We start from the raw sequence: 25,034 nt of genomic DNA on the forward strand, positions 1-25,034 counted from the left end.
CCTCTATGAGGGAGCTTCGCAGACTCATGGAGGCTTGGTCAGCTTGGCGGCAGCGCATCGAACGCTATGCCGCCGAGCGTGATGCCTGCCGCACGGAGCTGGAGACGCTGGCAGGCCAAGAGAAGCTGCTCGCTGAAGAAATGTACCGGGCGGAGGCGGCATTCACGGAAACTGCAGAGCAATATGAAGAATGGCTTCGCCAACGCAGGCTGCCAGAAGGATTATCTCCTGAAGGGCTGCCGGATATTTTTGCTATGGTTGAACAAGGGAATGAGCTGCTGCGCCAAGAGAATAAACTTTCCTTACGATTGAAGGAGCTGGAAGCAGAATGTAACGTGTTTGAGGAGGAGCTGCTTGCTCTTATTTATGAGTCCGGTGCTGATCTTAGCGACGAGTCTGGTGTAGCAGCAGCTGGCTTTGAAATAGATCCGCAAGAGGGGAAACGAGTATCTGCATTAACCCTACTAAGCTGGCTGGAACTGCGAAAAAGAGCATGGGATGATCTGAAAAAGGACTTGATTCGCCGGGAAACTATGCAGTCAAGATTGCAGGATGTGGATGAAGAACTTAAGGAGAGCCACAGGATATTAGGTGAGCTGAGAGAACAGCGTGAGCTTCTGATACAGGAAGGCGGGGCGAGTGGTGGAGAGGATTTCTTACGCAGGTCAGCAGCTGTGCAGCGGCGCAGTGATCTGAATAAATCGATTCGCCAGTGGGAGCTTGCTATGTTCGGTGGTTGGGAGGAGATGCGGGTTGCTGCTCTGCTGGAACTATTAAATCATCATGATGCAGAAGCATTGCAGCTGGAGCGGTCATTGGCTGAAGAGTTGATGGAACAGCAGGAAGAGGGTTGGAACACCCTGCTGGAGCAACGAGGCAAGCTGCTTCAGGAAAGGGAGTATCTGAAGGAGCGCTGCGTGGAGGATTCCGTTATTCAGCAACTGGAAGAGCAGAGAGCAGCCTTGCGGATCGTGGCTGATAAATATGCAGTGGCAGCGATAACTGCCGAACTAATCGGGCGAACTCGCCGTGTGTATGAGCAGGAGAAGCAGCCACAGGTATTACTGCTTGCCTCAGACTATTTCTCCAAGCTGACGGAAGGGGAATATAAAAGGGTTGTTATGACACTAGGGCATAAAGAGCTGAAAGCTGAACACAAGGACGGGGGACTACTGGACAGTGGACTGCTCAGCCGAGGGACGGCAGAACAGCTGTATCTTGCCATCCGGCTGGCACTGGCAGAGACCATGTCACGGCAAGTATCGCTGCCGCTGTTATTCGATGATCTCTTCGTTAACTTTGACGAGTCTCGTCTTCATGCTGCGCTTGGACTTCTTGGAGAACTGTCGATCTCCCGCCAGATTGTGATGATGACCTGTCACAAGCATGTGGCGGAAGCGGCAGCACGTATGATTCCTACAGCAGCGGTTATTTCCGTGTAGTTCGGGTGATTGGTTTTACAGATACGAGACTGTTCCCCTTCTCCTTTGAGTTCGATAAGGTATTATCTCCTGGTGGAGAGGACCATGGCGTTCGCAGCAGCTTGACAGCCCAGACCAGTGATAAACCTCCAAAGATTGGGTAGAACACGGAGAGCAGTGAACTAAAGCCAAACTGGCTCAGTAAATAGCAGACCAGCATCAGAAGTGGCGTGATTAGTGCAGTTGATAGGGGAAGCCGTTGCTTAAGCTGTACAGCTACTCCATAAATATCGGCGACAAAAGTGCTGAAGATCTCCAAAAAGATCAGCAGCAGATATATAGTTTGCACTACAGTACCCAACCGGACGGCGATGCTGCCCATCGGAATTTCAAACTTGAGAATCCCTGGCATCTGTGAGCTCATTGCGAAATGTGCGGCGATCAACATAAAACCAATCCCGGTACCCCCAATAATACCGCCCCATACAAGGGACTTTTCTTCCTCTGTGTGACGAGCCATAGGGACTAAAACAGCTTGTGCCATCCCTAAATTAAAGGCGGTGTAGAGCAGCGGTGACATCCATGCACCAAAGAGAGAGCGATCGTTATCAAGGAACAGGAACCGTCCAGCTCCCGGAATTTGAAAAGTATTAAAAATAATGATGAGTGACAGAGTAAGCATTAAAGGAACTACAATACTGTTCATTTGCAGAATACCGGAAATCCCTCGTTTTAGCAGAAAGTATGAACCAAGCAATGTGATAAGTAGTCCAGTCTGATAATGAAGTCCGAGATGCTCCTGAAAAATAGCGCCGGCTCCTGCAAGCATAATACTGTTTACACCGATCAGGACGACCATCGTGAACAAACTGATGGTGCTTCCAACCTGTTCCCCAAAGAGGTGACGGTTAAAGTCTTCATAGGATTCCGCTTCTATTCGCCGAGCAATGACCATCATTTTTGTACCCAGCCATATGAACAATATAGTTGAGAGCAGGATGGTCAGGACTGCCCAGTGCCCGTAACGTGTGAAAAATTTTAATATTTCCTGTCCGGTGGCGAATCCGGCTCCTACAATGGTGCCAATATAAGTGAAAGCGATCTGTAATGTTCGGACATGTGATTTCATGGCTCCCCTCCTAATAGTTTTACGAAGCTAAAGAAAATTCATAACGAGTGCTATGCAGGATAACCTTGTGTACTCTGTATAGTACAGGTTATGATGAGGATCAGTAGGACATGACTTCCGTCGTAATTGCTTTATGATCAGTGATTAATTTGTACGGAATGTCTGCGATTATAAAGGGTATTGGAGGTTCAAAGTCATGGAAGTGTTGAAACAGCGGATTTTGGAAGAAGGTGTCGTCGTTTCGGATGAGGTGCTGAAGCTGGATGCACTGCTAAATCATCAGGTTGATCCACAGCTTACGATGGAAATGGGACGGGAGTTTGCCGGGAGGTTTGCGGATTCAGGAATTACTCGTATTGTGACCGTTGAATCCTCGGGCATTGCCGTGGCATTTGCCACCGCGTATGAATTAAAGGTGCCGCTAGTTTTTGCACGCCGCAAAAAAACTCTGTTAGCTGATCCGGATGCGCTTTGCGAAAGAGTTCCATCCTTTACAAAAGGAATCGTTACCGATATTATGTTGTCTCGCCAGTTCATCTCTCCAGAGGATAAAATCCTCTTTATTGATGATATTATTGCCAATGGTGATGCGGCGCGTGGATTGATTAAGATCATTCAACGTTCTGGCGCTGAGCTAGTTGGTCTTGGTGTTGTAGTAGAAAAAAGCTTTCAGGCAGGGGCTCGGACGATCAGAGAGCAAGGCATCCGTCTGGAGTCACTCGTAAGAATTACCTCTCTAAATGGAGGCACCATCGAATTTGGGGAATAACCTAATTGGCAATAAGAACAGGCCTATTTTTTAAACAACTGCTTTTCACCCTATGGATTTTCCTTTATAATAAATATTAGACATAGGGAGGAGGCGTCACAATGGGGAAAGAACCGGTGACTGAACAATTTTTTATTGATAAATTAACCGAGGCCAAGGATCATTTCGAGCGTGCGCTGGATTGCAAACACACGGAATTCGACGATCTGTATCCCTATATGATTGAACATCCTCAGTTTTTTTGGTACAAACGCTATGTAGCCTGGTCAGAGCTTCTGACAATCAAAGGTTTGTGCGAAGAGTTATCCTTCCCGTGGAGGGAGAAATTCACAACTAACCAAGTGGAGTATCTGGAGCAACGTGTGATGTCCGCTAAAGTTCTTGACTTCTGGTTTGAGAAGAATGAAGCGCTGATATAAGAATGCTTTAGTAGACATGCAAGTCGTTAATTGCCTACATGAGACCCAGATGATTTATCATTTGGGTCTTTTTTCTGAGACTAAATAGGACAAGCTATGACAGGAGGGATTAATGATGATTAGCGATGAGGAATTGGATGCCTACCGGATTTCCGGTGAGAAAATTCGTGTAGTGCGCGATGGCTTGGAAAGTAACGATGTTAAAGGGATAGTTCTTGCTTGGGATGATTCTCAGGTGATGATACGTCGTCAGAATAGACGAGTAGTGAAGCTGGATCGCAATTATATATTCCAGCCATTTAGTGAACCAAGACAAGATCCGGATAATATATAATCTTCACAGTAATAATTTCCGCAGTAATAATCTTCATAATACAAAACAGCTCCTCGCCCTACTGGGCGGGAGCTGTTTCTGTAATGTCATTTGGGGATTATATAGTTAGAGCTAGTTCAGACGCATTCTCTTCTCTGGAGAGTATGGAGAGTTCTGTGGACAGTCCGAGATACGCGCGCATGCGCAACATCATTTCTCGACGGAAGCCTGGCCATAATATATTCATCTCTCCTTGAAATCCTCTGCAGGAATATAATGCTTCGACTCCTCGCTGATCTTGGCGAACGGTAGTAATCTTCAAATCATGGGAGCTCAGCTCGCGCGTAACCTCTTGAAGCATTAGTGACGTCTTCTTTGTGGCACCAGATACGAGCTCCATATATAGCTGAGGGGTCTTAAACAGGCCGCTTCTACTGATTACACGGCAGTCACGTTCGAAAACTTTATGAATAAACGTTAGCAGCAAATAGCTTCTGACCAGGGACAGTTCTTCTTTAGTTACTTCTTCATCAATAATGGATGTGTTTAGCTTTGTAGTCGCCATTATAAATCACCTCATTTATATTATGCGAACTTTTGTTCTCATTATACCTTATATTGGCCAACAAAAGCAATAATTATCCATAAATTAATGGATGATAAGAAAACGGCGAAAATATATTGACGTTGGATTCTCAGCGTGGTATGATCTATCTTGTGACCGCAATAAGCGAGTCATTATAATACGCGGTCATGGCGGAATTGGCAGACGCGCTGGCTTCAGGTGCCAGTGGTAGCAATATCGTGGAGGTTCGAGTCCTCTTGACCGCATAGCTAAGAAGGATTATAGAACTGCTCTAGCAGCAGTTTTATAATCCTTTTTTCATGTTTTTCAGCAGACGGTAGTGCTTAAGCGAAAGAAATCTTTAAGAAACATCTCCTGAGGCTTACGGACTCAGATGAAGCTATTTGCTCATTTATCGCTTTTTGAGCATAGTTTCGGACTCCAGTGCAGCTATTGCGTGGAAAAAGGAACGAATTCGGCATTTTTTATACCAATAGCGACTGTGGGGTCCGATGAAAATCCGAATTTGCTCTAATGCTACGAATAAGGTCAGTGGTGTCCGATAGAATCCAAATGTGCTCTAAAACCATGAATAAGGTCAGCTGGCTCGATAAAATCTAAATGTACTCTAAAGCCACGAATAAGGTCAGCTGGCCCGGTAGAAATCTAAATGTGCTCTAATGCTACGAATAAGGTCAGTTGGCCCGATAGAAATCTAAATGTGCTTGAATGCTACGAATAAGGTCAGCGGAGTCCGATAGCGTCTTTCCACGCGCAGATTGGGGAAATACTAATTAGTGTTTTACCTCTACGTTACTCGCCCTGTGTAGTCATCATCATCACCTGAGGCTAACGGACTCAGATGAAGCTATTTGCTCATTTATCGCTTTTTGAGCATAGTATCGGACCCCAGTGCAGCTATTGCGTGGAAAAAGGAACGAATTCGGCGTTTTTTATACCAATAGCGACTGTGGGGTCCGATAGGAACCCAAATGTGCTCTAAAGCCACGAATAAGGTCAGCTGGGTCCGATAGAAATCTAAATGTGCTCTAAGCTGCGAATAAAGTCAGTTGGCCCGATAGAAATCTAAATGTGCTCGAATGCTACAAATAAGGTCAGCGGAGTCCGGTAGCGTCTCTCCACGCGCAGATTGGATAAAAACTAATTTGTATTTTGCTTCTATGCTACTCGTACCACCGAGTCATCATCACCTGAGGCCAACGGACTCAGATGAAGCTATTTGCTCATTTATCGCTTTTTGAGCATAGTTTCGGACCCCAGTGCAGCTATTGCATGGAAAAAGGAACGAATTCGGCGTTTTTTATACCAATAGCGACTGTGGGGTCCGATAGGAACCCAAATGTGCTCTAAAGACACGAATAAGGTCAGCTGGGTCCGATAGAATCCAAATGTGCTCTAAAACCACGGATAAGGTCAGCTGGCCCGATAGAAATCTAAATGTGCTCTACTGCTACGAATAAAGTCAGCTGGCTCGATAAAATCCAAATGTGCTTTAAGCCACGAAAAAGGTCAGTTGAGTCCGATAGTGTCTTCGCACGCGAAGTTTAGCGAAATACTAATCTATGTTTTGGACCTTCGCTATCTGCAATAGCGACACTGTGTTTGCTTCTAAGCTACTCGCCCCGCAGAATCCGATAGCACCATCGCACACGCAACTATGCTCGAATCCAATAAAGTTTGTTGTCTAGATCAAAGTCTAAGCAACGAAAGAAAACAGGTGCACCCAGCAACCATTGTATGGCTATTGGGACACACCTGTTTTTTATAGGATAATGAATTACACTGTTGCTCTACGCAGCATCAAAAACGATAAAAGAGCGTACACGACTGTCAAAGGCATGGACCACAAGGCAAGTTCAAATGCGGTATATCCAGAAAACCAGTTGAAGAGGTCTACCCACCACTGATTATAGGTCATTAACAATACACCGAGACTGCACAGGATAAACGTAACCCCTGAGAAAATGAACAAACCGCTTCGGCCAAATCTCCGGAAGATGCTGGATATCATTAGCCCCAGAAAAAACATATTAAGAAAGAGCACAAAATACATCCACAGCTGTTCCATGGCATTACCATCATTTAAAAAGGGCAAATGAAAATAATGTAGTTCCAAACCCCAGCCACCCGTAAGCTTGCTTTCAATGATTGCGAGCAGGTAGAGGAGAATTGAGTAGGTGGTGCTAGTTATAATAGCCATTAAGGAAGTGCCTATGAAATAATCCGTTCTTCGTTGGCTTAAGCCCAGAGCAAAAGGGAAGGTCTGCACCAAAATGAGTATACCGGTGATTAACATATAAATGAAGATAGAGACGAGACCGCCGGTATAGATTGGTTCTTGGATGAAAGAAGCGACGATGACATTTACCAAGAAGCTGGATAACAAGATCACCCAAGGCATATACAACCATAACCACTTATCTCTAAAATGCATTTTTATCATGCCTGCCGTAGGATTCATTACACGGTCACTTCCTTTCCTAGAGATTTTTTATTTGTGAGATGAATGATTAATTGCTGTAAAGATACAGGTGAGATTTCTAAGCCTAACTTTTCAGCATGTGCTTGATCATTCGCGTTGAAACCGAAAATGGTGGCCGTAAGCAAACCGCCAAAAGACTCGCGGGAGATGACTTGTTTGCCGTCGATAAAATCTTCGATCTTCGCTGTCGCACCGATTACCGTAACAGCTTGCCCGCGAAGGGTTTCAGCATCTTCGTTAATTATTAGCTTGCCGTTGTCGATGACGATAACATGCTCTAAAAGCTGACTTACCTCATCGATCAAATGGGTGGACAAAACAACTGTGCGTGGATTTTCAGCATAATCTTCAATTAGGCGATCGTAAAACAGGCTTCTAGCTACAGCATCAAGTCCTAAATAGGGTTCGTCAAAAATGGTAAGCGGAGCACGGCTGGCTAGACCTACTACAATTCCTACAGCCGAGAGCATACCTCGGGATAGCTTTTTTATTCTTCTTTTTAAGGGCAGATTGAAATCCTTGATTAAAGAGTGAGCATATTCCCGATCAAAGTTTGGAAAAAATAATTCGGATACCTCCAGTACATCGATGATTCGGTACGTGTCCGGATACCTTTGGCTTTCCTTAATGAAGCAAATCTGCCTGAGAACCCGGTTATTCTCGTATGGATGTTCACCAAATACGTTCAGGACACCACTTGTGGGGAAAAGCTGAGCTGTGATCATATGCATTATTGTGGTTTTTCCTGCACCGTTTCTGCCGAGAAGCCCGTATATCTTGTTTTTCTCCAAAGAAAAACTGAGTTCATGGATGGCAGTGACATTTCCGTATGACTTAGTTAATCCTTTGATTTCAACAACTTCATTCATGACTTGTTGTCTCCCCTCTGAATCATAATCGTTAATTGATCCAACGTAATTCCTAATTTTTCAGCTTCACGGATCATGGTTACTACATACTGTTCATAAAATTGTTCTTTTCTCTTCTCCATCAATACTGTACGCGCTCCAGAAGCTACAAACATACCGATTCCTCGTTTTTTGTACAATATCCCTTGATCCACAAGCAAATTCACACCTTTCGCAGCTGTAGCCGGATTGATCTGGTAGAAAACAGCAAACTGATTTGTCGAAGGAACTTGTGATTCCTCCAGCAGTGCTTCTTCGATGATGTCATTTTCTATTTGTTCGGCGATCTGCATAAATATCGGTCGTGTATCATCCATTAAGTTTCCCATGTATTCACCGCCAACTTCATTGGTTAGTTAGTTATGTAATTAACCATATATGCAACGAAGTTAATTGTCAATATTTTTAGTTATTTTGGGCTATATCCACATAAATAAAAGGCTGTCCGGAATGCTCTGGATAGCCTTTTATTTGCATAACATATCTGCTATGATTTTGTCCTTGGTAAAAAAGAAGGGGGAGTTCAGCTATGAATGATTATGGACCGGATCTGTTCAAAGATACTGCAAGCTATTACACCAGATATCGCCCGCTATATCCGTCCTCACTGATTCGATATCTAGTGGACAAATTCTCACTTCACGGAGAAGGCCGGTTGCTAGACTTAGGGTGTGGTACTGGGCAGTTAGCGCTAAGGTTCGCGGATTGGTTCGAAGAAATCATTGGCGTAGATACTGAACTAGAGATGCTAGATGAAGCAAAGCTGTTATCACAGTACAACAGGGTTGAGAATGTTAGCTGGCAACAGGGTAGAGGGGAAGAACTATCCAATAACTGGGGTTCCTTTCGTCTAATTATGATGGCTAAGGCGTTTCACTGGATGGACCGAGAATCCATTCTTGAAATTCTCTATCATAGTTTAGATGATAACGGCGGTATTGCTGTAATTGATACTTTTAATGAACAACAAGAACCGTTACCTTGGCAACAAAAGGTAGAGGAAGTAGTGAAACGCTGGTTGGGTGACGAAAGAATAGCCGGAAAAGGTACATATAAACATCCCCAAGAAAGACATGAGGATGTTGTAAAGCGATCCAGTTTTAAAGACGTTGAAAGACGGGTATTACCGAGTTATTCCATCACATGGACTGTTGATTCAATACTAGGAAATTTGTATTCTACGTCTTATGCTTCTAAGCGATTATTTAGAGGTAACTTAGAATGTTTTGAAGATGATTTGAAATCAGCTTTATTAGAAATAGAGCCTACAGGTATATTTACAGAGGAATTGTCGGTTTCCGTCATTACTGCCTTTAAAAAAGAAGCGGATTTACGATAGAAACCGCGCATTGATCTCACCGCATCCTGCTGTGTTAGGACTTAGTTTAAGGCGAAACGTGTTCTTTTTTAGTATGGATTTTACTTGCTTAGGCGTAAGAGAAGGGTTCTTCTGGAGTAATTGCGCGACCACTCCTGAGACGATAGGTGTTGAGACACTGGTACCGGACAGCACAAAGTAATCTTTAGCTATCCGCAAATAAGGAAGCTCGCGATCCAGCTTGGATCGTGGAGCACGAAGGGAGATGATCGTCTCGCCTGGAGCAACGAGATCTGGTTTCTTCCTTCCTCCCGGTGCGGGTCCACGACTGGAGAACCAAGTGATTCGGTCGTCCGCTTGCGTGAGCGTGCGACGGTCATCCACTGCACCGACAGTAATTGCTGAAGGACTAATTCCTGGTGATTCGATCGTACTGCGTCCCGGTCCGCTGTTTCCAGCTGCTATTACAACGTTCAGTCCGGCTTTAATTGCTTTTTCTACAGCTTGGCAGAGTGGATCATCTGAACAAGGAAGATTCACCTTACCCCCAAATGACATCGAAAGAATACGAAGATTAAGTCTTCTCCGATTCGTAATACACCATTCAATTCCTTTAATGATTGTAGAGTCATATCCATCGCCATTTTTATCTAATACTTTGACACCTACTATCCCTGCCTCTGGAGCAGGGCTTTTGTATTTTCCTTTACTCATCCATCCGTTGCCTGCTGCATCCCCTGCGATATGAGTTCCATGGCCGTTATCGTCATAGGGCTGTTTTCTATGATTGATAAAATCTTTAAAAGCAACTATACGGTTAACAGGGCGAAACAGGTCAGGGTGCCGATACACCCCTGTATCAAGAATCGCAATGTTTATTCCTTTTCCGGTAAGCCCCTTTTTCTTTTGAGCGGTTGTAGAACCAATGGATGGTGTGGCTATATTAAGGGATGTTTTTTTGACTTGATCCAAATAAATTTTCTCGATTCCATCCCAGCGGCACATCCGGTTCAAGCAGCTTTTTGAAACTTTGGATGATATCGAATTAAGCAGGTGAAGATGATGTCTGATCGGAAGGTCGTGGGATTTTAAATGGTTTTGTAAAGACTGTAGCTGGGCTGTAGTTATTTTTTGTTTGAATTTAATGATAACGGGAATGGTATTCGCTTTATGTCCTGGAAGATAGGAACGTTGAACTCTTTTTCTCAAGGAATGGTGCATTTTCGAATGATATTTCTCTAGCCATTTTTGACCGTTCATTAGTAATGAATCACCTCTTGAAGGTATTATATGCACTGCAGAGCTAGTGGACACGAAACTATGAAACTAGGATTTAACATATTTTCAGATTTGTAGGTGAAAGAGAGGTCAAACCTTACGATTCTTGCATTTACTAACGTATCCTAAAAAGAAAGTGGTGAAGTAAATGGCAATGATTAAGAAACCAGTTAACAAGAAAGCAGTTATGGCTAGCAAAGTTCTCGCGGCTAAAAAAGCGAAAGCAGCTCCTACGAGAAAGAAACGGAGAATTAGACAGACCCTGGATAGATTTATTGTTGTTGCTATTGGTACAAATGCAACGGGTACACCTAAAGATACTACGGGGTGGACAGCTTCATTAAGAGCTGGGACTACAACAGTAACTGCTGATTTTGACGAATTTGGTGTAGTTAGATTCCCAACAATTAGTACCTTAACATCGGTACCTTATCTTCTCACTTTGAGAGATGAGAGTGGAGCTACTATAAGAAGTTTTAACGTTCCCGCAGACCGCGAATTTTTTGTGGCTAGATTCTAGTTTGGACAAGTCCTGATAGTAAACAGCATGTGTCGATTTTATATCGATGCGTGCTGTTTTTTTTATTTTTCTAACTTTGATTCAAGTGAGTAATTTGTTACAGACAAACAGATTGAGGGGATGCCATACTTTCAGCATCATAATTTTGGGAATATAGTACAAAAATGGACAATATATAAGGCGGGTGAGAGGTTTCATGAAACAAAAAGGGAATATATCAGGTATTCAATATTTTTTATTAGGACTGCTTGTGTTTTTAATGTTAGGAATGGATATGTTCATCATGGGATTAGATCAATGGTTATGGGGGGATTTGTTTAATATAGATGACTTTTTTGTCAGCCCTTGGTACGTACTAGTTGTTCATTGGAGCATAGTCACCCTATTGTGGACAGTTGGAGCTATGATGTTTCTACTTTGGTTCAGGAAGAGGAAGTTGATTGAACAGGTTATATCTTTGCGTTGGAGCTCTAAGGTCATTCCTTTGTTAATTGTAGCTTTTATATCAAGTTTTTTGTTCGCAGTGCTGGAATTTTGGATTAATGGGGAGAGCATTCCACAGATTTATAGAGAATATGAAAACTTTAAGTTAGAACATGGTTTTATGGGCATATGGGTTGCCTTGGTTCAAAACATATATTACATTGTGGAAGCTGTCCTAGTTGTACTATTGGTTGCGCTAATGCAGCGTGCAGGAGAAGTATGGTTTAAGAATCCTTCTCTTCCTTATGGCGGAATAGGTTTAATGCTGACTTGGGGATTAGGTCATTTGACACATGGTCTGCAAAGCGGCTTGTATATTACTGCTTTTTCATTGGTGTTTGGCTGGCTGTTTGTGAAAGCGGGTAAGCAGTGGTGGCCAAGTTTTCTGTTTATCTGGCTTGTATTTGTTTTATAATATTTAGTTTAATGGGGGGATACCATTGTACAATCCAGAGAAGAGAACAATTACTACTGAAAGATTGATTTTAAGACCTTTTGCATTGTCTGATGCACAGCGTGTCAGTGAGCTCTGCAATAATTATAATGTTTACAAAAGTACATTAACTTTACCTTATCCATACCCCGTTGAATGTGCGTTATCATGGATTGAAACACATGAAGATGAGTTCAATAATGATAATTCATATGAATTCGCTATTACTGATAAAAATACAAACGAGCTGTATGGTGCTATAGGACTGAGAAATAACCGGACACACAGAAACGGCGAGCTTGGATATTGGATAGGTGAGGAACACTGGGGTAATGGATATGCTACAGAAGCAACAAAAGCGGTCATTAATTTTGCTTTTACAGAAAAACATTATCACAAAGTGTATGCCAGATTCTTTGCTACAAATCCTGGTTCGGGACGGGTTATGCAAAAATCTGGCATGCTGAAAGAAGGCGTTTTGTTACAGCATATTTATTAAGAAAATGAGTTTGTAGACCTTATTCATTATGGGGTTTTAAATACGGGAGCTACTGACTAACGCTTGGATCTCATACACCACTATTTGAAGTCACGCCCATAGGGCGTGGCTTTTTTATTAGAAATGCTAGTTGGCTTCAACGGACAATAAGGAAAATCCTTCTTATTTAAAATTAAAATAAAATTCTTGACACTTCTTATTGATAACGATTATCATAGGAATCGATGAGTGAAAATGAAAATCATTATCACTACATGAAACGTATAAATATACATATTTGGAGGGATGGATTTTGAAAAAATTATTAGTACTCCTGGTTATTGCAGTGCTTACGGCAATGACTGCATGTTCGTCTACAAATACAGCGGACAATCCAAAAAATGAAGCAGTAACGAATACAACTGCTAATGAATCTAAAGAAGCAAATGCGGCAAATACAACAGAAGTAGCGAATACATCGGAAGCAGCCGGCAAGGTGTACAGTCTGGAGAATGATGGTGTGGATGAAACGTTGTTCAACGAAGCCTTAAGCCAATTCCCTGCCACAGCACCGGAGCGTATTGTAACAACTTCTGTACCGTTAACAGAAATGCTTTATTTGCTCGGCATAACTCCGGTAGGTGTACCAACTTCAACGAATCCAATCCCTGCTGATTTCGAAACAATTGATCGTATTGGATCACCTATGGCGCCGGATCTGGAAGTAGTAACCAAACTCGAACCGGACTTGCTGCTGGGAGCGGAATCACTTCGCAGCACGTTAGACAAATCGCTAGAAGGAATCGACCTACAAAAAGCATATTTGAGAACAGAATCATTCGAGGATCTAAAGCTTAGCCTCAAAGTATTAGGCACTTATTTTAATAAAAAAGATGAAATGAATGCTGCTTTAACTAAGATTTTGGACAAAGAAAATGAGCTGAGTCAATTAGCAGAAGGCAAAGAACTGCCAAGCGTGCTGCTCGTAATCGGAACCGCAGATTCCTTTATGGTCATGAGTGAGAAATCTTATTTAGGTAGCTTGGTTAAAAAGCTTGGTGCTGATAACATCGCAACTTCTGTATTGCAAGTTACTGACACTTACTCACCTATCAATATGGAGAACATTGTAGCCGCTGATCCAGACATCATTCTCGTACTCGCTTCAGGCGACCACGGAGCGACAGAGGATAAGTTCAAAAAAGAAATAGAGAAAAATGAAACTTGGACAAAGCTCTCGGCTTATGCAAATAACAAAATCAACATTCTAGATTACAGCGTTTTCGGTGTCACTTCGATTATTAACGCGGAAACAGCCTTAACGGAAATTGCAAAATACTTCTATGAATAATTAAAGGAGACAGCAAGTGATAAATACATCTCGTAGCAGAATTATTGTTATTGTAACGTTAGCACTTGCGTTCGTTGCCGCTATAATTGCGATTGGACTAGGCTCAGTATACATTTCTATACCAGACATCCTAAGCACGATCTTTGGTTCAGCGGCAAAAGCGGTGAATGCGACCATCATATGGGATATTCGTTTGCCGCGTGTATTACTGGCGATGATCATTGGGGCAAATATCGCGGTTTCGGGTGCTCTTCTGCAAGCCGTGATGGGCAACCCACTTGCTGATCCAGGGTTGACCGGTGTAACGAGTGGAGCAGCTGCATGTGTGCTTGTCATTATGCTTGCAGCCCCACAATATACGGAGTTCATTCCAATTGCGGCTTTTGTGGGTGGACTAATCGCTGCAGGGATTGTATATGCATTAGCGTGGAGAAGAACCGGCATTTCGCCCATCACTATTATTTTATCAGGAGTTGCTGTGAATGCTCTTTGCGGGGGATTAATAGGACTCCTGACCATCATGTACAGTGACAGACTTCCGGCAGCGGTCCAATGGTTAAACGGCAGTCTGGCTGCTAAAGGGAACAATGCCTTGATGATGGTTTTCCCGTATGCCATAGCAGGCTGGATCTTATCCTTTTTCGCGATCCGCAAGGCGAATATTATACGTTTAGGGGATCAGGTAGCTTCGAATTTAGGTGAAAATGTGGACCGAATTCGTATTCTACTTTCCTTGCTGGCAGTATTTCTAGCGGCTATCTCTGTAGCAGCTATTGGGATGATTGGCTTTGTAGGGCTTGTTGTGCCACATATGGCTCGATTGTTGGTGGGTTCAGACTATAAATTTCTTTTGCCGATGAGTATGGGACTTGGTGCATTGGTATTGTTGATAGCAGATACAGGTGGACGTACCTTATTTGCACCTTTAGATATTCCTGCGGGTATCCTTATGGCGGTGATCGGTGGACCTTATTTTCTATACCTGATGAGAAAGAAGGCGTTCTAACATGTTTACTGTCGACTCTATTTCGATTCGGTATGAGCAGAAAAACATTATTAACAACTTCTCTTTTTCCGTAAAAAAGGGTGAAATCGTCTCGATTATAGGACCGAACGGCTCAGGTAAATCTACATTACTTAAGGCGGTATCACGACTAATTCCATATCATACGGGTGCGGTCACACTCGATGGTACGGATCTAAAATCCATGACTGCCAAACAAGTCGCTCGAAAAATGTGTATGCTGAGCCAGAAGAACCAAGCACCAAATGATATGACCGTGATTGATCTCGTCTCCTATGGAAGGTATCCACATAAAAAATGGTTCGAAAAATTAAATCATGAGGATATGGACATTGTCCACTGGGCACTGGAGAAGACACATTTAAAGGATTATAAGGATCGAGCAGTTTCCTCGTTATCCGGTGGTGAATCACAGCGTGCTTGGATTGCTATGGCCTTGGCGCAGCGTCCTTTGGTTATGTTGCTTGACGAACCCACCACTTACTTGGATATTTCGCATCAGCATGAAGTTCTTGAGCTAGTACGTGAGCTAAATCAAGACATGGGAATGACTGTCGTGATGGTATTACATGACCTCAATCAAGCCTCTACCTATAGTGATAGTATTGTTGTAGTGCAGGCGGGTGAAAAGGCGATGTATGGTACACCAAATGAAGTTATGACAACCGATATGATCCGGGATATATACCGAATGGATGCTGAAGTTCAATATGTTCCTACAGAGACGAAACCTCGTATTCATTTGCTAAGTACCGTTCGCTAGATTCGTGGCTAGATTACATAACCTATTAATGGAGGGATTTTATAATGAAGAAGCCTGTAGATGTTGAGAAAAATAAAGAAAACTATTTGCAATTTATTGCGAATCGTAAAAATCTGATTTTGAGCTTGATTGATGACGAAGGAAAACCTTTTATCAGCTATGCTCCTTTTGTTAAGCATGAAGGCAAGCTGTATATCTACATTAGTAAGATCGCCGAGCATTACAGATATATGGAAAACAACGAGTTTGTAGATGCGCTTCTAATTGCAGATGAGTCTGCGACGAATAATAAATTTGCAACGGAACGTGTGCGGTGGAATTGCACTTCAAGCAATATCGGGAATGACGGGCATGAGGAGATCTTTGAATTGTTTAATGCTGATCATGGGGTGGCAATGGTGAATTTGCTGCGTGGATTGGATTTTTCATTGTTTGAATTGACACCTGTCCAAGGGCGTTATGTTGTTGGTTTTGGCTTGGCCTTTGACATCGACGTAGATGCGAACCTGTTCAACCATGTGGTGATCGACAAGAAAAAAGATGAAGAAGCCACTGTACAAGGGAGCAAATAATCTATGACTTTCACTTCAGTGTTGCCAATCTGGCAAGCGGTGCAAGAGCGATTTCATAAAATGGTGAAGGCATTGCCGGAAGAAGATCTTAACCTTAAGCTAGGGAACTCTACGATTGGGGGATTAATTCAGCATAATGCGGAGGTTGAGTTTATGTTCGCAGAGTGGTTTTTTGGAAAACCTAATCCTCAAGGCGACAAGGCGGCATATTCTACATTGAGTGAACTTGTTGATCTGCTGGCTGTTTCCAATGAGAATCTAACTGCTGCGATGCAGGAGCTTCCGGAAGAAGCATGGCATGTGAGTGTGGAGTCGGCTTTTGGCACATCTACACCGCTTGAAGCGATAGGCAGACTTATGTATCATACAGGCATTCATGCCGGACAGATTTCGCTTATACAGAAAAATGCAGTTCGAAGTGAAGTGTAGTGAATTGGGAAATGATTAATGAGAAAACGGCAGAAATGTCGTTTTTTTTGTGCGTGAATAAGGAGTTTTTAAAAGGGAGCTTAGTTACTTGTTGACGTTCTTTTGCTGTCCCTTGATGCTTCTTTGATGTCCTCTGCTGCCTCTGGATTTGGTATAATGTAGGGGATTATAAGGGGGCGCTGATTATGCCAGAGTACTTGCGAGGCCAAATTGCTAAAATGGCGAATGTGAATATGGAGACGTTAAGGTATTATGAAGAGCTCGGATTAATTAGCACTCCCTTACGTTCAAAAGCTGGTTATCGTCTTTATTCGGATGAGGTGCTTAGCCGACTTGTTTTTATACATAATGCTAAATTGTGTGGTTTCACTTTAAAGGAAATTAAGAAGGCACTCACTAAATCTGAAAGCAGCGGCATTAGCATAGATGATTTTGTAACTGTTGTGGATAAGAAAATGGATCGAGTTCGTGGTGAAATTGCAAAACAGGAAATAAAACTAACAGCCCTCGCAGATTTGAGAAAAAATTTGTTAGCCACAGATAAACACCCGGGCGTAAAGTCCACGCTCGAAATTTTAAAAATGGATTCTTAACTTGACCTTGTAGTCTCCTACAGACTTTACAATCTGAGTTGAAAAGAATTGTAGGAGGGATTAACGATATGGAAAAGACAAGTATAGAGCAGCTTGCAGCGATCAAAGATTATTTGCGACAAAGCAACCGATTGGATAGCAAGTCTATCGGGCAAATACGGCAGGAGATGGCCGCGACCGCTGCAAACATGCCCAGTCTTACTGATGTTATCGTCGAGCGGGTCATAATTGGAACCTTTAGCGGAGAGTGGATTATTCCTGTGAAATCTGCTTCACCCGCTGATGAAGTGATCCTTTATTTCCACGGTGGGGGTTTTATTTCGGGGACTTGTGAATTTTATCGGGATCTGGTTACACGAATTGCAAAAGCTAGTGGCACAAAGATCCTAATCATTGAATATCGCTTGGCACCAGAGTTTACTTATCCGGCTGCTAATGAAGATTGTATAGACGCTTATCTGTGGCTGCTCGCGAATGGATATTCTGCCGGGAATGTCGTTCTTGGAGGGGATTCTGTTGGAGCCAGCCTTGCGCTGATGACGTTGATTACTTTACGGGATGCGGGTGTGGAATTGCCGGCGGGTGCTTTTTTAATCTCGCCGCATACAGATCTTGTCCATTTGGATGGTGAATCGTATCTGAGTCGAGCGGAGTTTGATCCAACAGGCAGCTTAGAAGGAAATAGACGAATAATTGATGTTTATCTAGGTGCTCGGACAGAACTAGCTCCTATACTATCTCCCTTAAGGATGAATTTGCAGGGATTACCTGATTTACTTGTTCAAGTAGGCGACCACGAGGTATTGTTAAGCGATGCAACGAGGTTGGCTGAACGAGCACAAGCCGCGAATGTTCATGTAGGACTGGAAATATGGGAGAACATGTGGAGTGTCTTTCAATTTTTAGCTTATATGCTGCCAGAGGCGCAGCAAGCGATCGCGAATGTCGGTAAGTTTGTTAGAACGAGGCTAGACCGGATTGAGCAAAAAAGCAGATGATATTCCCAACCTCCTTGAGAGATTAAGGAGGTTTTTTGGCGAAATCGTTAGGTTGGCAGAAGGTGCATTGCTAGATACTGGGCTTCTTCATCGTAACGGACCGTATTGCAGCTATTTGCTCAATTTAGTGTGTTTGGCTAACTTTTCGGACTGCATAGCTCTTATTTGCACATTAGAACGCCAAAAAGGAGGGGATTTGGGAGAATAGCTGCATTGGAGTCCGATAGCATGATGAATTACGGTGATTTTTGAAAATAAGGGCTCCTCAGTCCGAATTCATGGAGAACAGGGGCTACGGAGAATTAGAAACCAAACTGGGGCCTTAGTTTAATAATTGGGCGCGAGTATATACTGATAATGATTTAACGAATGACAAACTGGTAATATTGTCAGTTCGTTTTTGAACATGATATGCTATGATAATTACCACCAGAGATAGAGCGAGGGGAATACATATGTCGAATGATCTTCCATTATCAAAAGAGAACATTTTGGATGCGGCTGAACAAGTGCTCCGGCGTTTTGGCCCGGACAAGACTTCTGTTGTTGATGTAGCGAAGGTGCTTAAAGTAAGTCATGGTACGCTTTATAGACATTTTTCCAGTAAATCTGCTTTGCGAGAAGCAGTAACCGAAAGATGGTTGCAGCATAATATTTCAGAGCCTTTAAAGAATATTTCAGAGCATTTTGATGGGCATGCCAAAGAGCAGCTCCGATTATGGATGGATACGCTGATTCGTAGTAAACGCACCTATGCTGTGGATGATGCCGAAATGTTTGCTATGTACGCAGCTGTAACTTTAGAAGCGGTGGATATGATTACCCTACATGTAGATCAATTAATTGGGCAAATCGCAGGCATTATTGAAAAAGGCATACAATCCAAAGAGTATAGAGTGGTGGAACCAATGGTAACGGCTAGAGCAATTTTTAATGCTACTTCGCGGTATCATCATCCAGCACATGCTATAGAGTGGCAGTCGGCTACGATTGATCAGGATTTCGCCTCCGTTTGGGATTTGATTCTTTCCGGGATTTCTTTGTAACAGCTACTTAAAACCTTCTGATATTCAGGAGGTTTTTTTGTGTCTTATAGGGGTATAAATCCCGTAGATTAGGCTGAATTGTGCGAGTTGCAGCAAATGAGCGGTATAAATCCCGTAGATTAGGCTGAATTGTGCGAGTTGCAGCAAATGAACGGTATAAATCCCATTGATTGATCAGAATCGAGCGATTTGCAGCAAATGAACGGTATAAATCCCGTAGATTAGTTTGAATCGAGTGTCTAGCAGCAGATGAACGGTATAAATCCCGTAGATTAGGCTGAATCGAGCGATTTGCAGCAAATGAACGGTATAAATCCCGTTGATCTGTTTGAATTGAGCGACTAGCAGTAGATGAACGGTATAAATCCCGTAGATTGGTCAGAATTGAGCGACTTGTAGCGAAAGAGCGGTATAAATCCCGTGTGCAAAACGAATTCAAATGACAAATATTAAAAAATGTCACTTGTAATTTGTAATCGATCGATTTATAATCAGACCAACAAGAAGGACAAAGTAATAGGAGGAGTAATGATGAACCAGAATTTAGCTGGAAAAGTAGCATTAGTAACAGGTGCATCGAGAGGCATGGGCCGGGAAATTGCGGAGAACTTGGCACAACAGGGTGCGAAGGTGGTCGTTAACTATTCGAGTAACCCCGACAAAGCCGAGAAAGTCGTAACCGGTATTAAGCAAAAGGGTGGAGAGGCCGTCGCTATTCGGGCAGACATCAGCCAAGTGGCAGAACTCGAACAATTATTCCAAACCACACTAGAAGCCTATGGACAACTCGATATTCTTGTCAACAACGCCGGGATTATGATTACGAAGCCGATCTTAAATATGACGGAAGAGGATTTCGACAAGCAGTTTGCGATCAATGTGAAAGGTACCTTTTTTGCATGCCAGCAAGCAGCTAAATATATGAAGGACAACGGACGGATTATCAATTTTTCAACTTCCGTTACGGGTCAAATGTTCCCGACCTACAGCGTCTATGCAGGAACTAAGGGAGCAGTGGAACAAATCACTCGTCAGCTGGCCAAAGAATTTGGACGAAAAGGAATCACTATCAATGCTGTTTCACCTGGACCTGTGAATACGGAGTTATTTACCGTAGGGAAATCAGCGGAAGAGATTGCGACCGTGGGGAATATGAATTCCTTTGGACGTTTAGGCGAGCCTGAGGATATCTCAAGCATTGTGTTGTTCTTAGCCAGTAAAGAATCACAGTGGGTTACAGGGCAAACGATCCGTGTGAATGGTGGATTCATTTAAGCTGGTGGTTAAAGGGATCTTTTTAATAGCTGAATGTGGTCAATCCTTCTAATATGAATGTAAATAAAAGGAGGAGTGAACCATGACGCAGATCATCTGCTCACCGACTAAATATATACAAGGACATGGTGAAATTCGTAAGCTGGGAGATTATTGTTTGCAGCTTGGAGCGACAAGAGCTTATGCCATTATTGATCCTTATATTTTCTCTGTGTACAAAAAAGAGATCACATACAGTTTTGAAATGAACGAAATGCCGCTAGTAATGTGTGAATTTAAGGGCGAGTGTAGCCGTAATCAGGTTAATGAGATGGTTGCAGCACTTGGCTTGAAGGATGCCGAAGTCATTATAGGGATTGGCGGCGGCAAGACCTTAGATACGGCAAAAGCAGTAAGCCACATGAGTAACCTCCCGGTAGTTATTGTACCCACAGTGGCTTCAACGGATGCACCTTGCAGTGCTTTATCTGTGTTGTATACGGATGAGGGAGACTTTGACTGTTATCTTCCATTAAAAAGAAATCCCGATCTGGTTATCGTAGATGTCGATATCATTGCTAAAGCTCCTGCAAGATTGCTTGTTGCTGGAATGGGAGACGCTTTGTCCACTTTTTATGAAGCAAGAGCTTGTCGAGAATCTGGGGCTATTACACACGCAGGTGGGACTAGCACTATTGCAGCCCTTTCATTAGCTCGTGCCTGTCTGGATACCCTTCTTGCAGAGGGTGAAACGGCATTAAAAGATGTTAAGCAAGGCATCACCTCTCCTGCGGTGGAACATATTATTGAAGCCAATATTTACTTGAGTGGCATTGGGTTTGAAAGTGGAGGACTTGCTGCGGCGCATGCGATTCATAATGGATTGACGCTGCATGAGGAATGCAGGAATACTCTTCATGGTGAAAAGGTTGCTTTTGCTACGATCGTTCAGCTTGTACTGGAGAAAGCACCATATGAAGAGGTTGATCAGGTGATTGGCTTCTGCAAAAAAATCGGCCTTCCCGTTACTCTCAACGATCTTGGAATTACCAGTAAGGATTTTGATCAATTAATGATGGTGGCTGAAGCAAGCTGTACTGAGGATAGCCCCATCTGGAATATGCCCTTTGAAGTTCAAGCTGTGGATGTGCTGGAAGCAATTCTTGCCGCAGACGCACGGGGACAGTAGAAAAAGCCCGATTGTAAATTATTGCGAACCCACCTCGTACATATTTAACCTTCGTGAACCAAACAATGAGAACAATTGTTTAAGACGAAGGAGGCGTTCCTCTTGATGAAGGACAATCTAAAGTTTAATCGTTATTTACTAATTTGGATTGCTGTTGCTGCTCTAATGGTTACTTTAATCGCTCCCGTGACACCGTCTGTTTCAGCTGCCGAGTCCAAAGACAACCCTACAAACCCATCAAGTGAAGAGAAGGTATCTCAACGTAATAAGGTCGTAATTATTATTGACGATTTCGGCAATGGCATGAAGGGTACAGATGAAATGTTTTCGCTGCCAATAAAGCTTACTGTGGCGGTTATGCCCTTTTTGCCTACATCTGTGAAGGATGCCACACGCGCGCATGAACGCGGAGATGATGTTCTGGTCCATTTGCCGATGGAGCCCCGCCAGGGTAATCCTAAATGGCTTGGACCCGGAGCTATATTGGCTAAGATGTCTGATGAAGAAGTGCGTCAAAAGGTGGAGGCCGCGCTCGATAATGTGCCTTATGCTATCGGTATAAACAACCATATGGGTTCTAAGATTACCGGGGACGAACGGATTATGGGTGTGATTTTAGCCGTCTGCAAAGAGCGGGGATTGTTTTTTGTGGACAGTAAGACTAACTACCGCTCTGTTGCTGGCAATATGGCTTATCGAATGGGACTGCCGCGCGTAGAGAACCATATTTTTTTGGATGATACACACACAGCTAATCATGTGCTGAAACAAATGGGTCTTGTAAATAATCTGGCGAAGGATCAACGATTCTGCGTAACCATTGGTCATGTTGGTGTATATGGAAAAGAAACCGCCGCAGGCATCCGCAGCGGTGTTGAGCAAATAAAAGATGATGTTGAATTTATAGGCATTTCTGATCTCGTTAAAAACGAAATGAAATGGAACTCGAATCCTACACTTCCATAAGATAAGCTACTATGCCGCCAGCAATTGCTTCAGCAATTTCTTGTTGCCCTTTAGGGGTGCACAGCTTTTCGCGATCTGTCGGACTGCTTACAAAACCCGCCTCAACAATTACGGTTGTGGCGGTTATTTTGTTGAGTAAATAAAAAGGTTTACCCGGTCTTGTCTCTGCCTGGATATTATAGAGACTGTTTAATTGTTGCTGAATGGTCTGGGCGAGGATAAAGCTGCGCCCTTCTTGGCGATATAATACTAGCGGACCATGCTTGGATGGTGAAGGTGCCCAGTTAACATGGATGCTGACGACTACAGTAGCTGGTAATGTCTCAGCCAGCTCTTTACGCTGGGCAAGGTCGCGCAGATGCCGGGATTTACTGCGCAGCCAGCGGTTCTCATCGCTTGGTGCATAATCTCCATTACGATTTAAGGCAACGTCAAATCCATCGCTGCGCAGCAGCAGAAATAATCGGCGTGAGATATCTAATGTAATATCCTTTTCAAGAATGTTCCCGTAGGAAGTTCCTCCGTCGATCCCCCCATGTCCTGCGTCAATTAAGATCATACGGTGACCGTGGCTTAAGAGATGCTGACGTTCATCATTCACTACGGGTTTGGATGGAGTTGCAGAAGCATATGCACTCCCCATAAACAGCATTAGAAGTCCAACTGTGGTTAAAGTAATACGCAAGCTACATATTGCAGCTGCTGTCTTGGAATAAGCTTTATTTCTCCCATTGTTCAAATGAACTCCTCCTTGCATGTGAATAACCTCGTGCCCTAGATTCTTTGTTAGATTGTGCTTTAATAGGTAAACCTATTCGAACAATTCGAGACAAGAGTTTAGATATATGCTTGGTGGTGCACACTAAGAGCATGGAACGACGCTGGCTATCTTAATTCACTTACAATGTAGGAGGTGTTACAAATGGCTTCCGGCGGCGATGAGCTTGTAAAGTATATCACTGAGAAGGTAGTTGTTTATATCGAGGATCCGCGTGCCATTCATGCTCGTAGAGCGGCTACAAAGCAGCCGTGGTCACAAAAATGGTTCGGTATGCTTCCGCTTGGTTGGTCGATCTGGCGAAGCAAATGGAGCCACAGTGACAAGGATTGAATTTCACAAATAACAAATAACCTTCCAGTGCCTTGTTGAGGGTGGCAGCGGAAGGTTATTTGTTATGTTTAGTTATAGATATTTTTGTCGGGCAGCTTGTGCAGTGTTCCGATAGCCTGCAAGGCAGTGAGTGGTAAATATCTTCTACCTTCTGGACCTGATGCTGCATAAACGGTGTTCATGTTGTTTATTGCTTTTGTTTTATTCGAAGCAGGCAACCAGTTTTGATAACCTGTAATCATAAAAGGGGCCCCTACAATATCATTTCGGCCAGCAGCTTGATAAGCAATACTTTCCTTGGGACGAATTAGTGCGGCGATATTGTCTCCACCTACAGCAAGCAGTTTTGGGGAGGTCAACCACATGATATCTTTATAAGGATCATCTGTTCCCCCGCTTTGATAGGCAGAAAGCGGCGACAGGTCAGTAGTTAAGTTAGTGATTACATCCGTTTCTGTCTGCTGCCCTTTAAGCACTTCTTCCGCTTTACTTAGCGTCCACGGCAAAACTTGCGGCACGGAAGCATTGATAAATATCGTCTTATCGTCAATGGCGATTTTCCATACGGGTAGAAGTGGTGCATATAAGGCTGTGAGTTTTAATTTTCCTGTAAAAGATGAAGGTATAAGTCCTTCCTGCACCAAAAATTGGCGCAGTTCTAACAAACTATAGGGGAGTCCGTAAGTGCCAGCTCCGTATTCACTAAGCATATAACCACCTTGATCCGTAGCGGAAATGATCATGTAACCGATCCGTTGTTCACCTTTCATAACGTTGACAAGCCAGCTATGCGTACCTGGACCCAGAGGATAATATTCTATTCCTGCGTCCTTCCAGGCTGTAAATGGAGCTTCTGCTGCGAGCTTGTTCAGTGTACTCTTGGCAAATTCCTGGACTGTACCGGGTGAAGGTAAGATATCCATCTGCAGTAAAGGTATTAAATCCTGTGTGACTGAATCAACTACACTTACTCTGGAAGCGGCAAGCGCAGAAGAGGAACCGGAGCTCGTTGCGATGAGTCCGATGCATAGAAGCAGGAGGAAGCAGCTTTGACCTGCAAGGAGCAGCCTCCGCCGTACACTTATTTTCATGGCGTCGTACACCTTTCTTTGTTATGAAATTTCAGAAAGTATAAGCTTCCTTTTTATTGTAGAGGACAAGCTATAAAAAGGCTGTTGCTTGCTGTCGCGCCGGAAGGCGG

At 43.3% G+C, this 25,034-nt stretch carries 28 protein-coding genes and 1 tRNA gene; 21 read left to right on the forward strand and 8 right to left on the reverse strand.

What is annotated here, in order from left to right; translation table 11 throughout:
• The coding region (locus tag MHH60_RS13790; protein ID WP_445667984.1) for an ATP-binding protein at positions 1-1,442 on the forward strand (1,442 nt) is incomplete at its 5' end.
• Here MHH60_RS13790 and MHH60_RS13795 read toward each other — a convergent pair.
• A complete protein-coding gene (locus MHH60_RS13795) occupies positions 1,429-2,550 on the reverse strand; it encodes a YkvI family membrane protein (RefSeq protein WP_076133593.1) in 1,122 nt (373 codons plus the stop codon). The genes MHH60_RS13790 and MHH60_RS13795 overlap by 14 nt on opposite strands.
• Positions 2,551-2,746: 196 nt before the next feature.
• On the opposite strand from MHH60_RS13795, the gene MHH60_RS13800 reads away from it, so the two are divergent.
• The 3 genes from MHH60_RS13800 to MHH60_RS13810 all read left to right on the forward strand — a co-directional run bounded on the left by MHH60_RS13800 (position 2,747) and on the right by MHH60_RS13810 (position 4,072).
• Positions 2,747-3,319 carry a xanthine phosphoribosyltransferase gene (locus tag MHH60_RS13800; protein WP_038569895.1) on the forward strand — a complete coding sequence of 191 codons (573 nt, stop codon included), beginning with the start codon at positions 2,747-2,749 and terminating at the stop codon, positions 3,317-3,319.
• A gap of 101 nt (positions 3,320-3,420) precedes the next feature.
• Complete coding sequence (locus MHH60_RS13805; protein WP_036689410.1) at positions 3,421-3,738, forward strand: hypothetical protein; 318 nt, start codon at positions 3,421-3,423, stop codon at positions 3,736-3,738.
• A gap of 115 nt (positions 3,739-3,853) precedes the next feature.
• Positions 3,854-4,072, forward strand: coding sequence for a hypothetical protein (locus MHH60_RS13810; RefSeq protein ID WP_076133592.1), 219 nt, complete (start codon positions 3,854-3,856; stop codon positions 4,070-4,072).
• A gap of 97 nt (positions 4,073-4,169) precedes the next feature.
• Here the strand turns inward: MHH60_RS13810 and MHH60_RS13815 are convergent, their stop codons facing one another.
• Positions 4,170-4,616 (reverse strand): hypothetical protein, encoded by a 447-nt coding sequence (locus MHH60_RS13815; RefSeq protein ID WP_051491615.1) that lies wholly within the window; start codon positions 4,614-4,616, stop codon positions 4,170-4,172.
• 182 nt (positions 4,617-4,798) lie between these two features.
• Between MHH60_RS13815 and MHH60_RS13820 the strand changes: the two genes are divergently transcribed.
• Positions 4,799-4,882: transfer RNA gene (locus tag MHH60_RS13820), tRNA-Leu, on the forward strand.
• A gap of 1,532 nt (positions 4,883-6,414) precedes the next feature.
• Here MHH60_RS13820 and MHH60_RS13825 read toward each other — a convergent pair.
• Genes MHH60_RS13825 through MHH60_RS13835 form a run of 3 tightly spaced genes read right to left on the reverse strand, consistent with a single transcriptional unit; the run spans position 6,415 to position 8,356 of the window.
• Positions 6,415-7,098 carry a hypothetical protein gene (locus MHH60_RS13825; protein ID WP_076133591.1) on the reverse strand — a complete coding sequence of 228 codons (684 nt, stop codon included), beginning with the start codon at positions 7,096-7,098 and terminating at the stop codon, positions 6,415-6,417.
• Entirely contained in the window at positions 7,098-7,988 is an 891-nt protein-coding gene (locus tag MHH60_RS13830; protein ID WP_076133590.1) for an ABC transporter ATP-binding protein, read from the reverse strand. The genes MHH60_RS13825 and MHH60_RS13830 overlap by 1 nt, the downstream gene beginning before the upstream one ends.
• A complete protein-coding gene (locus MHH60_RS13835; RefSeq protein ID WP_076133589.1) occupies positions 7,985-8,356 on the reverse strand; it encodes a GntR family transcriptional regulator in 372 nt (123 codons plus the stop codon). Before MHH60_RS13835 ends, MHH60_RS13830 begins: the two co-directional genes overlap by 4 nt.
• A 200-nt stretch (positions 8,357-8,556) precedes the next feature.
• Between MHH60_RS13835 and MHH60_RS13840 the strand changes: the two genes are divergently transcribed.
• The gene (locus MHH60_RS13840; RefSeq protein ID WP_076133588.1) at positions 8,557-9,366 is read left to right on the forward strand and encodes a class I SAM-dependent methyltransferase; all 810 of its coding nucleotides are present in this window, start codon (positions 8,557-8,559) and stop codon (positions 9,364-9,366) included.
• Here the strand turns inward: MHH60_RS13840 and MHH60_RS13845 are convergent.
• Entirely contained in the window at positions 9,358-10,605 is a 1,248-nt protein-coding gene (locus MHH60_RS13845) for a S8 family peptidase (protein ID WP_076133587.1), read from the reverse strand. The two genes, MHH60_RS13840 and MHH60_RS13845, sit on opposite strands and share 9 nt — an antisense overlap.
• 166 nt (positions 10,606-10,771) lie before the next feature.
• Between MHH60_RS13845 and MHH60_RS13850 the strand changes: the two genes are divergently transcribed.
• The 14 genes from MHH60_RS13850 (at position 10,772) to MHH60_RS13915 (ending at position 22,722) form a co-directional block, all read left to right on the forward strand.
• Positions 10,772-11,143 carry a hypothetical protein gene (locus tag MHH60_RS13850; protein ID WP_076133586.1) on the forward strand — a complete coding sequence of 124 codons (372 nt, stop codon included), beginning with the start codon at positions 10,772-10,774 and terminating at the stop codon, positions 11,141-11,143.
• A gap of 196 nt (positions 11,144-11,339) precedes the next feature.
• On the forward strand, positions 11,340-12,041 hold the full coding sequence (locus MHH60_RS13855) for a hypothetical protein (RefSeq protein WP_076133585.1): 702 nt from the start codon (positions 11,340-11,342) through the stop codon (positions 12,039-12,041).
• A gap of 25 nt (positions 12,042-12,066) precedes the next feature.
• Positions 12,067-12,558 (forward strand): GNAT family N-acetyltransferase, encoded by a 492-nt coding sequence (locus MHH60_RS13860; protein ID WP_076133584.1) that lies wholly within the window; start codon positions 12,067-12,069, stop codon positions 12,556-12,558.
• 292 nt (positions 12,559-12,850) lie between these two features.
• Positions 12,851-13,888, forward strand: a complete 1,038-nt coding sequence (locus tag MHH60_RS13865; protein WP_076133583.1) for an ABC transporter substrate-binding protein — start codon at positions 12,851-12,853, stop codon at positions 13,886-13,888.
• Positions 13,889-13,904: 16 nt separating this feature from the next.
• Complete coding sequence (locus tag MHH60_RS13870; RefSeq protein WP_076133582.1) at positions 13,905-14,894, forward strand: FecCD family ABC transporter permease; 990 nt, start codon at positions 13,905-13,907, stop codon at positions 14,892-14,894.
• Between the two features lies 1 nt (position 14,895).
• Positions 14,896-15,675 carry an ABC transporter ATP-binding protein gene (locus tag MHH60_RS13875; RefSeq protein ID WP_076133581.1) on the forward strand — a complete coding sequence of 260 codons (780 nt, stop codon included), beginning with the start codon at positions 14,896-14,898 and terminating at the stop codon, positions 15,673-15,675.
• Between the two features lie 44 nt (positions 15,676-15,719).
• On the forward strand, positions 15,720-16,247 hold the full coding sequence (locus MHH60_RS13880) for a HugZ family pyridoxamine 5'-phosphate oxidase (protein ID WP_076133580.1): 528 nt from the start codon (positions 15,720-15,722) through the stop codon (positions 16,245-16,247).
• 3 nt (positions 16,248-16,250) lie between these two features.
• Positions 16,251-16,676 (forward strand): DinB family protein, encoded by a 426-nt coding sequence (locus MHH60_RS13885; RefSeq protein ID WP_076133579.1) that lies wholly within the window; start codon positions 16,251-16,253, stop codon positions 16,674-16,676.
• A 185-nt stretch (positions 16,677-16,861) separates the two neighbouring features.
• A complete protein-coding gene (locus tag MHH60_RS13890) occupies positions 16,862-17,269 on the forward strand; it encodes a MerR family transcriptional regulator (protein WP_076133578.1) in 408 nt (135 codons plus the stop codon).
• 68 nt (positions 17,270-17,337) lie between these two features.
• Entirely contained in the window at positions 17,338-18,267 is a 930-nt protein-coding gene (locus tag MHH60_RS13895) for an alpha/beta hydrolase (RefSeq protein WP_076133577.1), read from the forward strand.
• 455 nt (positions 18,268-18,722) lie between these two features.
• Positions 18,723-19,313, forward strand: a complete 591-nt coding sequence (locus tag MHH60_RS13900) for a TetR family transcriptional regulator (protein ID WP_076133576.1) — start codon at positions 18,723-18,725, stop codon at positions 19,311-19,313.
• A 531-nt stretch (positions 19,314-19,844) separates the two neighbouring features.
• The gene (locus tag MHH60_RS13905) at positions 19,845-20,588 is read left to right on the forward strand and encodes an SDR family oxidoreductase (RefSeq protein WP_076133575.1); all 744 of its coding nucleotides are present in this window, start codon (positions 19,845-19,847) and stop codon (positions 20,586-20,588) included.
• 82 nt (positions 20,589-20,670) lie between these two features.
• On the forward strand, positions 20,671-21,756 hold the full coding sequence (locus tag MHH60_RS13910) for a glycerol dehydrogenase (protein ID WP_076133574.1): 1,086 nt from the start codon (positions 20,671-20,673) through the stop codon (positions 21,754-21,756).
• 105 nt (positions 21,757-21,861) lie between these two features.
• The gene (locus MHH60_RS13915) at positions 21,862-22,722 is read left to right on the forward strand and encodes a divergent polysaccharide deacetylase family protein (RefSeq protein ID WP_076133573.1); all 861 of its coding nucleotides are present in this window, start codon (positions 21,862-21,864) and stop codon (positions 22,720-22,722) included.
• Here the strand turns inward: MHH60_RS13915 and MHH60_RS13920 are convergent.
• Entirely contained in the window at positions 22,709-23,461 is a 753-nt protein-coding gene (locus MHH60_RS13920) for an N-acetylmuramoyl-L-alanine amidase (RefSeq protein WP_248549233.1), read from the reverse strand. The genes MHH60_RS13915 and MHH60_RS13920 overlap by 14 nt on opposite strands.
• 183 nt (positions 23,462-23,644) lie before the next feature.
• On the opposite strand from MHH60_RS13920, the gene MHH60_RS13925 reads away from it, so the two are divergent.
• Entirely contained in the window at positions 23,645-23,833 is a 189-nt protein-coding gene (locus MHH60_RS13925) for a YqzE family protein (RefSeq protein WP_036689445.1), read from the forward strand.
• 68 nt (positions 23,834-23,901) lie between these two features.
• On the opposite strand, the gene MHH60_RS13930 is transcribed toward MHH60_RS13925, so the two are convergent.
• Complete coding sequence (locus MHH60_RS13930) at positions 23,902-24,924, reverse strand: hypothetical protein (protein ID WP_076133572.1); 1,023 nt, start codon at positions 24,922-24,924, stop codon at positions 23,902-23,904.
• Positions 24,925-25,034 lie beyond the last annotated feature (110 nt).

This window comes from Paenibacillus sp. FSL H7-0716 (assembly GCF_038002705.1).
Classification (GTDB): domain Bacteria; phylum Bacillota; class Bacilli; order Paenibacillales; family Paenibacillaceae; genus Paenibacillus_AQ; species Paenibacillus_AQ odorifer.

What these genes read in the sequence shown, in the direction of transcription:
- MHH60_RS13840 (WP_076133588.1), top strand. Translation starts at nt 8,557, where the DNA reads ATGAATGATTATGGACCGGATCTGTTCAAAGATACTGCAAGCTATTAC.
- MHH60_RS13825 (WP_076133591.1), bottom strand. Translation starts at nt 7,098, where the DNA reads ATGAATCCTACGGCAGGCATGATAAAAATGCATTTTAGAGATAAGTGG.
- MHH60_RS13830 (WP_076133590.1), bottom strand. Translation starts at nt 7,988, where the DNA reads ATGAATGAAGTTGTTGAAATCAAAGGATTAACTAAGTCATACGGAAAT.
- MHH60_RS13835 (WP_076133589.1), bottom strand. Translation starts at nt 8,356, where the DNA reads ATGGGAAACTTAATGGATGATACACGACCGATATTTATGCAGATCGCC.
- MHH60_RS13925 (WP_036689445.1), top strand. Translation starts at nt 23,645, where the DNA reads ATGGCTTCCGGCGGCGATGAGCTTGTAAAGTATATCACTGAGAAGGTA.
- MHH60_RS13885 (WP_076133579.1), top strand. Translation starts at nt 16,251, where the DNA reads ATGACTTTCACTTCAGTGTTGCCAATCTGGCAAGCGGTGCAAGAGCGA.
- MHH60_RS13850 (WP_076133586.1), top strand. Translation starts at nt 10,772, where the DNA reads ATGGCAATGATTAAGAAACCAGTTAACAAGAAAGCAGTTATGGCTAGC.
- MHH60_RS13915 (WP_076133573.1), top strand. Translation starts at nt 21,862, where the DNA reads ATGAAGGACAATCTAAAGTTTAATCGTTATTTACTAATTTGGATTGCT.
- MHH60_RS13905 (WP_076133575.1), top strand. Translation starts at nt 19,845, where the DNA reads ATGAACCAGAATTTAGCTGGAAAAGTAGCATTAGTAACAGGTGCATCG.
- MHH60_RS13930 (WP_076133572.1), bottom strand. Translation starts at nt 24,924, where the DNA reads ATGAAAATAAGTGTACGGCGGAGGCTGCTCCTTGCAGGTCAAAGCTGC.
- MHH60_RS13800 (WP_038569895.1), top strand. Translation starts at nt 2,747, where the DNA reads ATGGAAGTGTTGAAACAGCGGATTTTGGAAGAAGGTGTCGTCGTTTCG.
- MHH60_RS13795 (WP_076133593.1), bottom strand. Translation starts at nt 2,550, where the DNA reads ATGAAATCACATGTCCGAACATTACAGATCGCTTTCACTTATATTGGC.
- MHH60_RS13880 (WP_076133580.1), top strand. Translation starts at nt 15,720, where the DNA reads ATGAAGAAGCCTGTAGATGTTGAGAAAAATAAAGAAAACTATTTGCAA.
- MHH60_RS13900 (WP_076133576.1), top strand. Translation starts at nt 18,723, where the DNA reads ATGTCGAATGATCTTCCATTATCAAAAGAGAACATTTTGGATGCGGCT.
- MHH60_RS13875 (WP_076133581.1), top strand. Translation starts at nt 14,896, where the DNA reads ATGTTTACTGTCGACTCTATTTCGATTCGGTATGAGCAGAAAAACATT.
- MHH60_RS13845 (WP_076133587.1), bottom strand. Translation starts at nt 10,605, where the DNA reads ATGAACGGTCAAAAATGGCTAGAGAAATATCATTCGAAAATGCACCAT.
- MHH60_RS13895 (WP_076133577.1), top strand. Translation starts at nt 17,338, where the DNA reads ATGGAAAAGACAAGTATAGAGCAGCTTGCAGCGATCAAAGATTATTTG.
- MHH60_RS13810 (WP_076133592.1), top strand. Translation starts at nt 3,854, where the DNA reads ATGATTAGCGATGAGGAATTGGATGCCTACCGGATTTCCGGTGAGAAA.
- MHH60_RS13855 (WP_076133585.1), top strand. Translation starts at nt 11,340, where the DNA reads ATGAAACAAAAAGGGAATATATCAGGTATTCAATATTTTTTATTAGGA.
- MHH60_RS13910 (WP_076133574.1), top strand. Translation starts at nt 20,671, where the DNA reads ATGACGCAGATCATCTGCTCACCGACTAAATATATACAAGGACATGGT.
- MHH60_RS13890 (WP_076133578.1), top strand. Translation starts at nt 16,862, where the DNA reads ATGCCAGAGTACTTGCGAGGCCAAATTGCTAAAATGGCGAATGTGAAT.
- MHH60_RS13815 (WP_051491615.1), bottom strand. Translation starts at nt 4,616, where the DNA reads ATGGCGACTACAAAGCTAAACACATCCATTATTGATGAAGAAGTAACT.
- MHH60_RS13805 (WP_036689410.1), top strand. Translation starts at nt 3,421, where the DNA reads ATGGGGAAAGAACCGGTGACTGAACAATTTTTTATTGATAAATTAACC.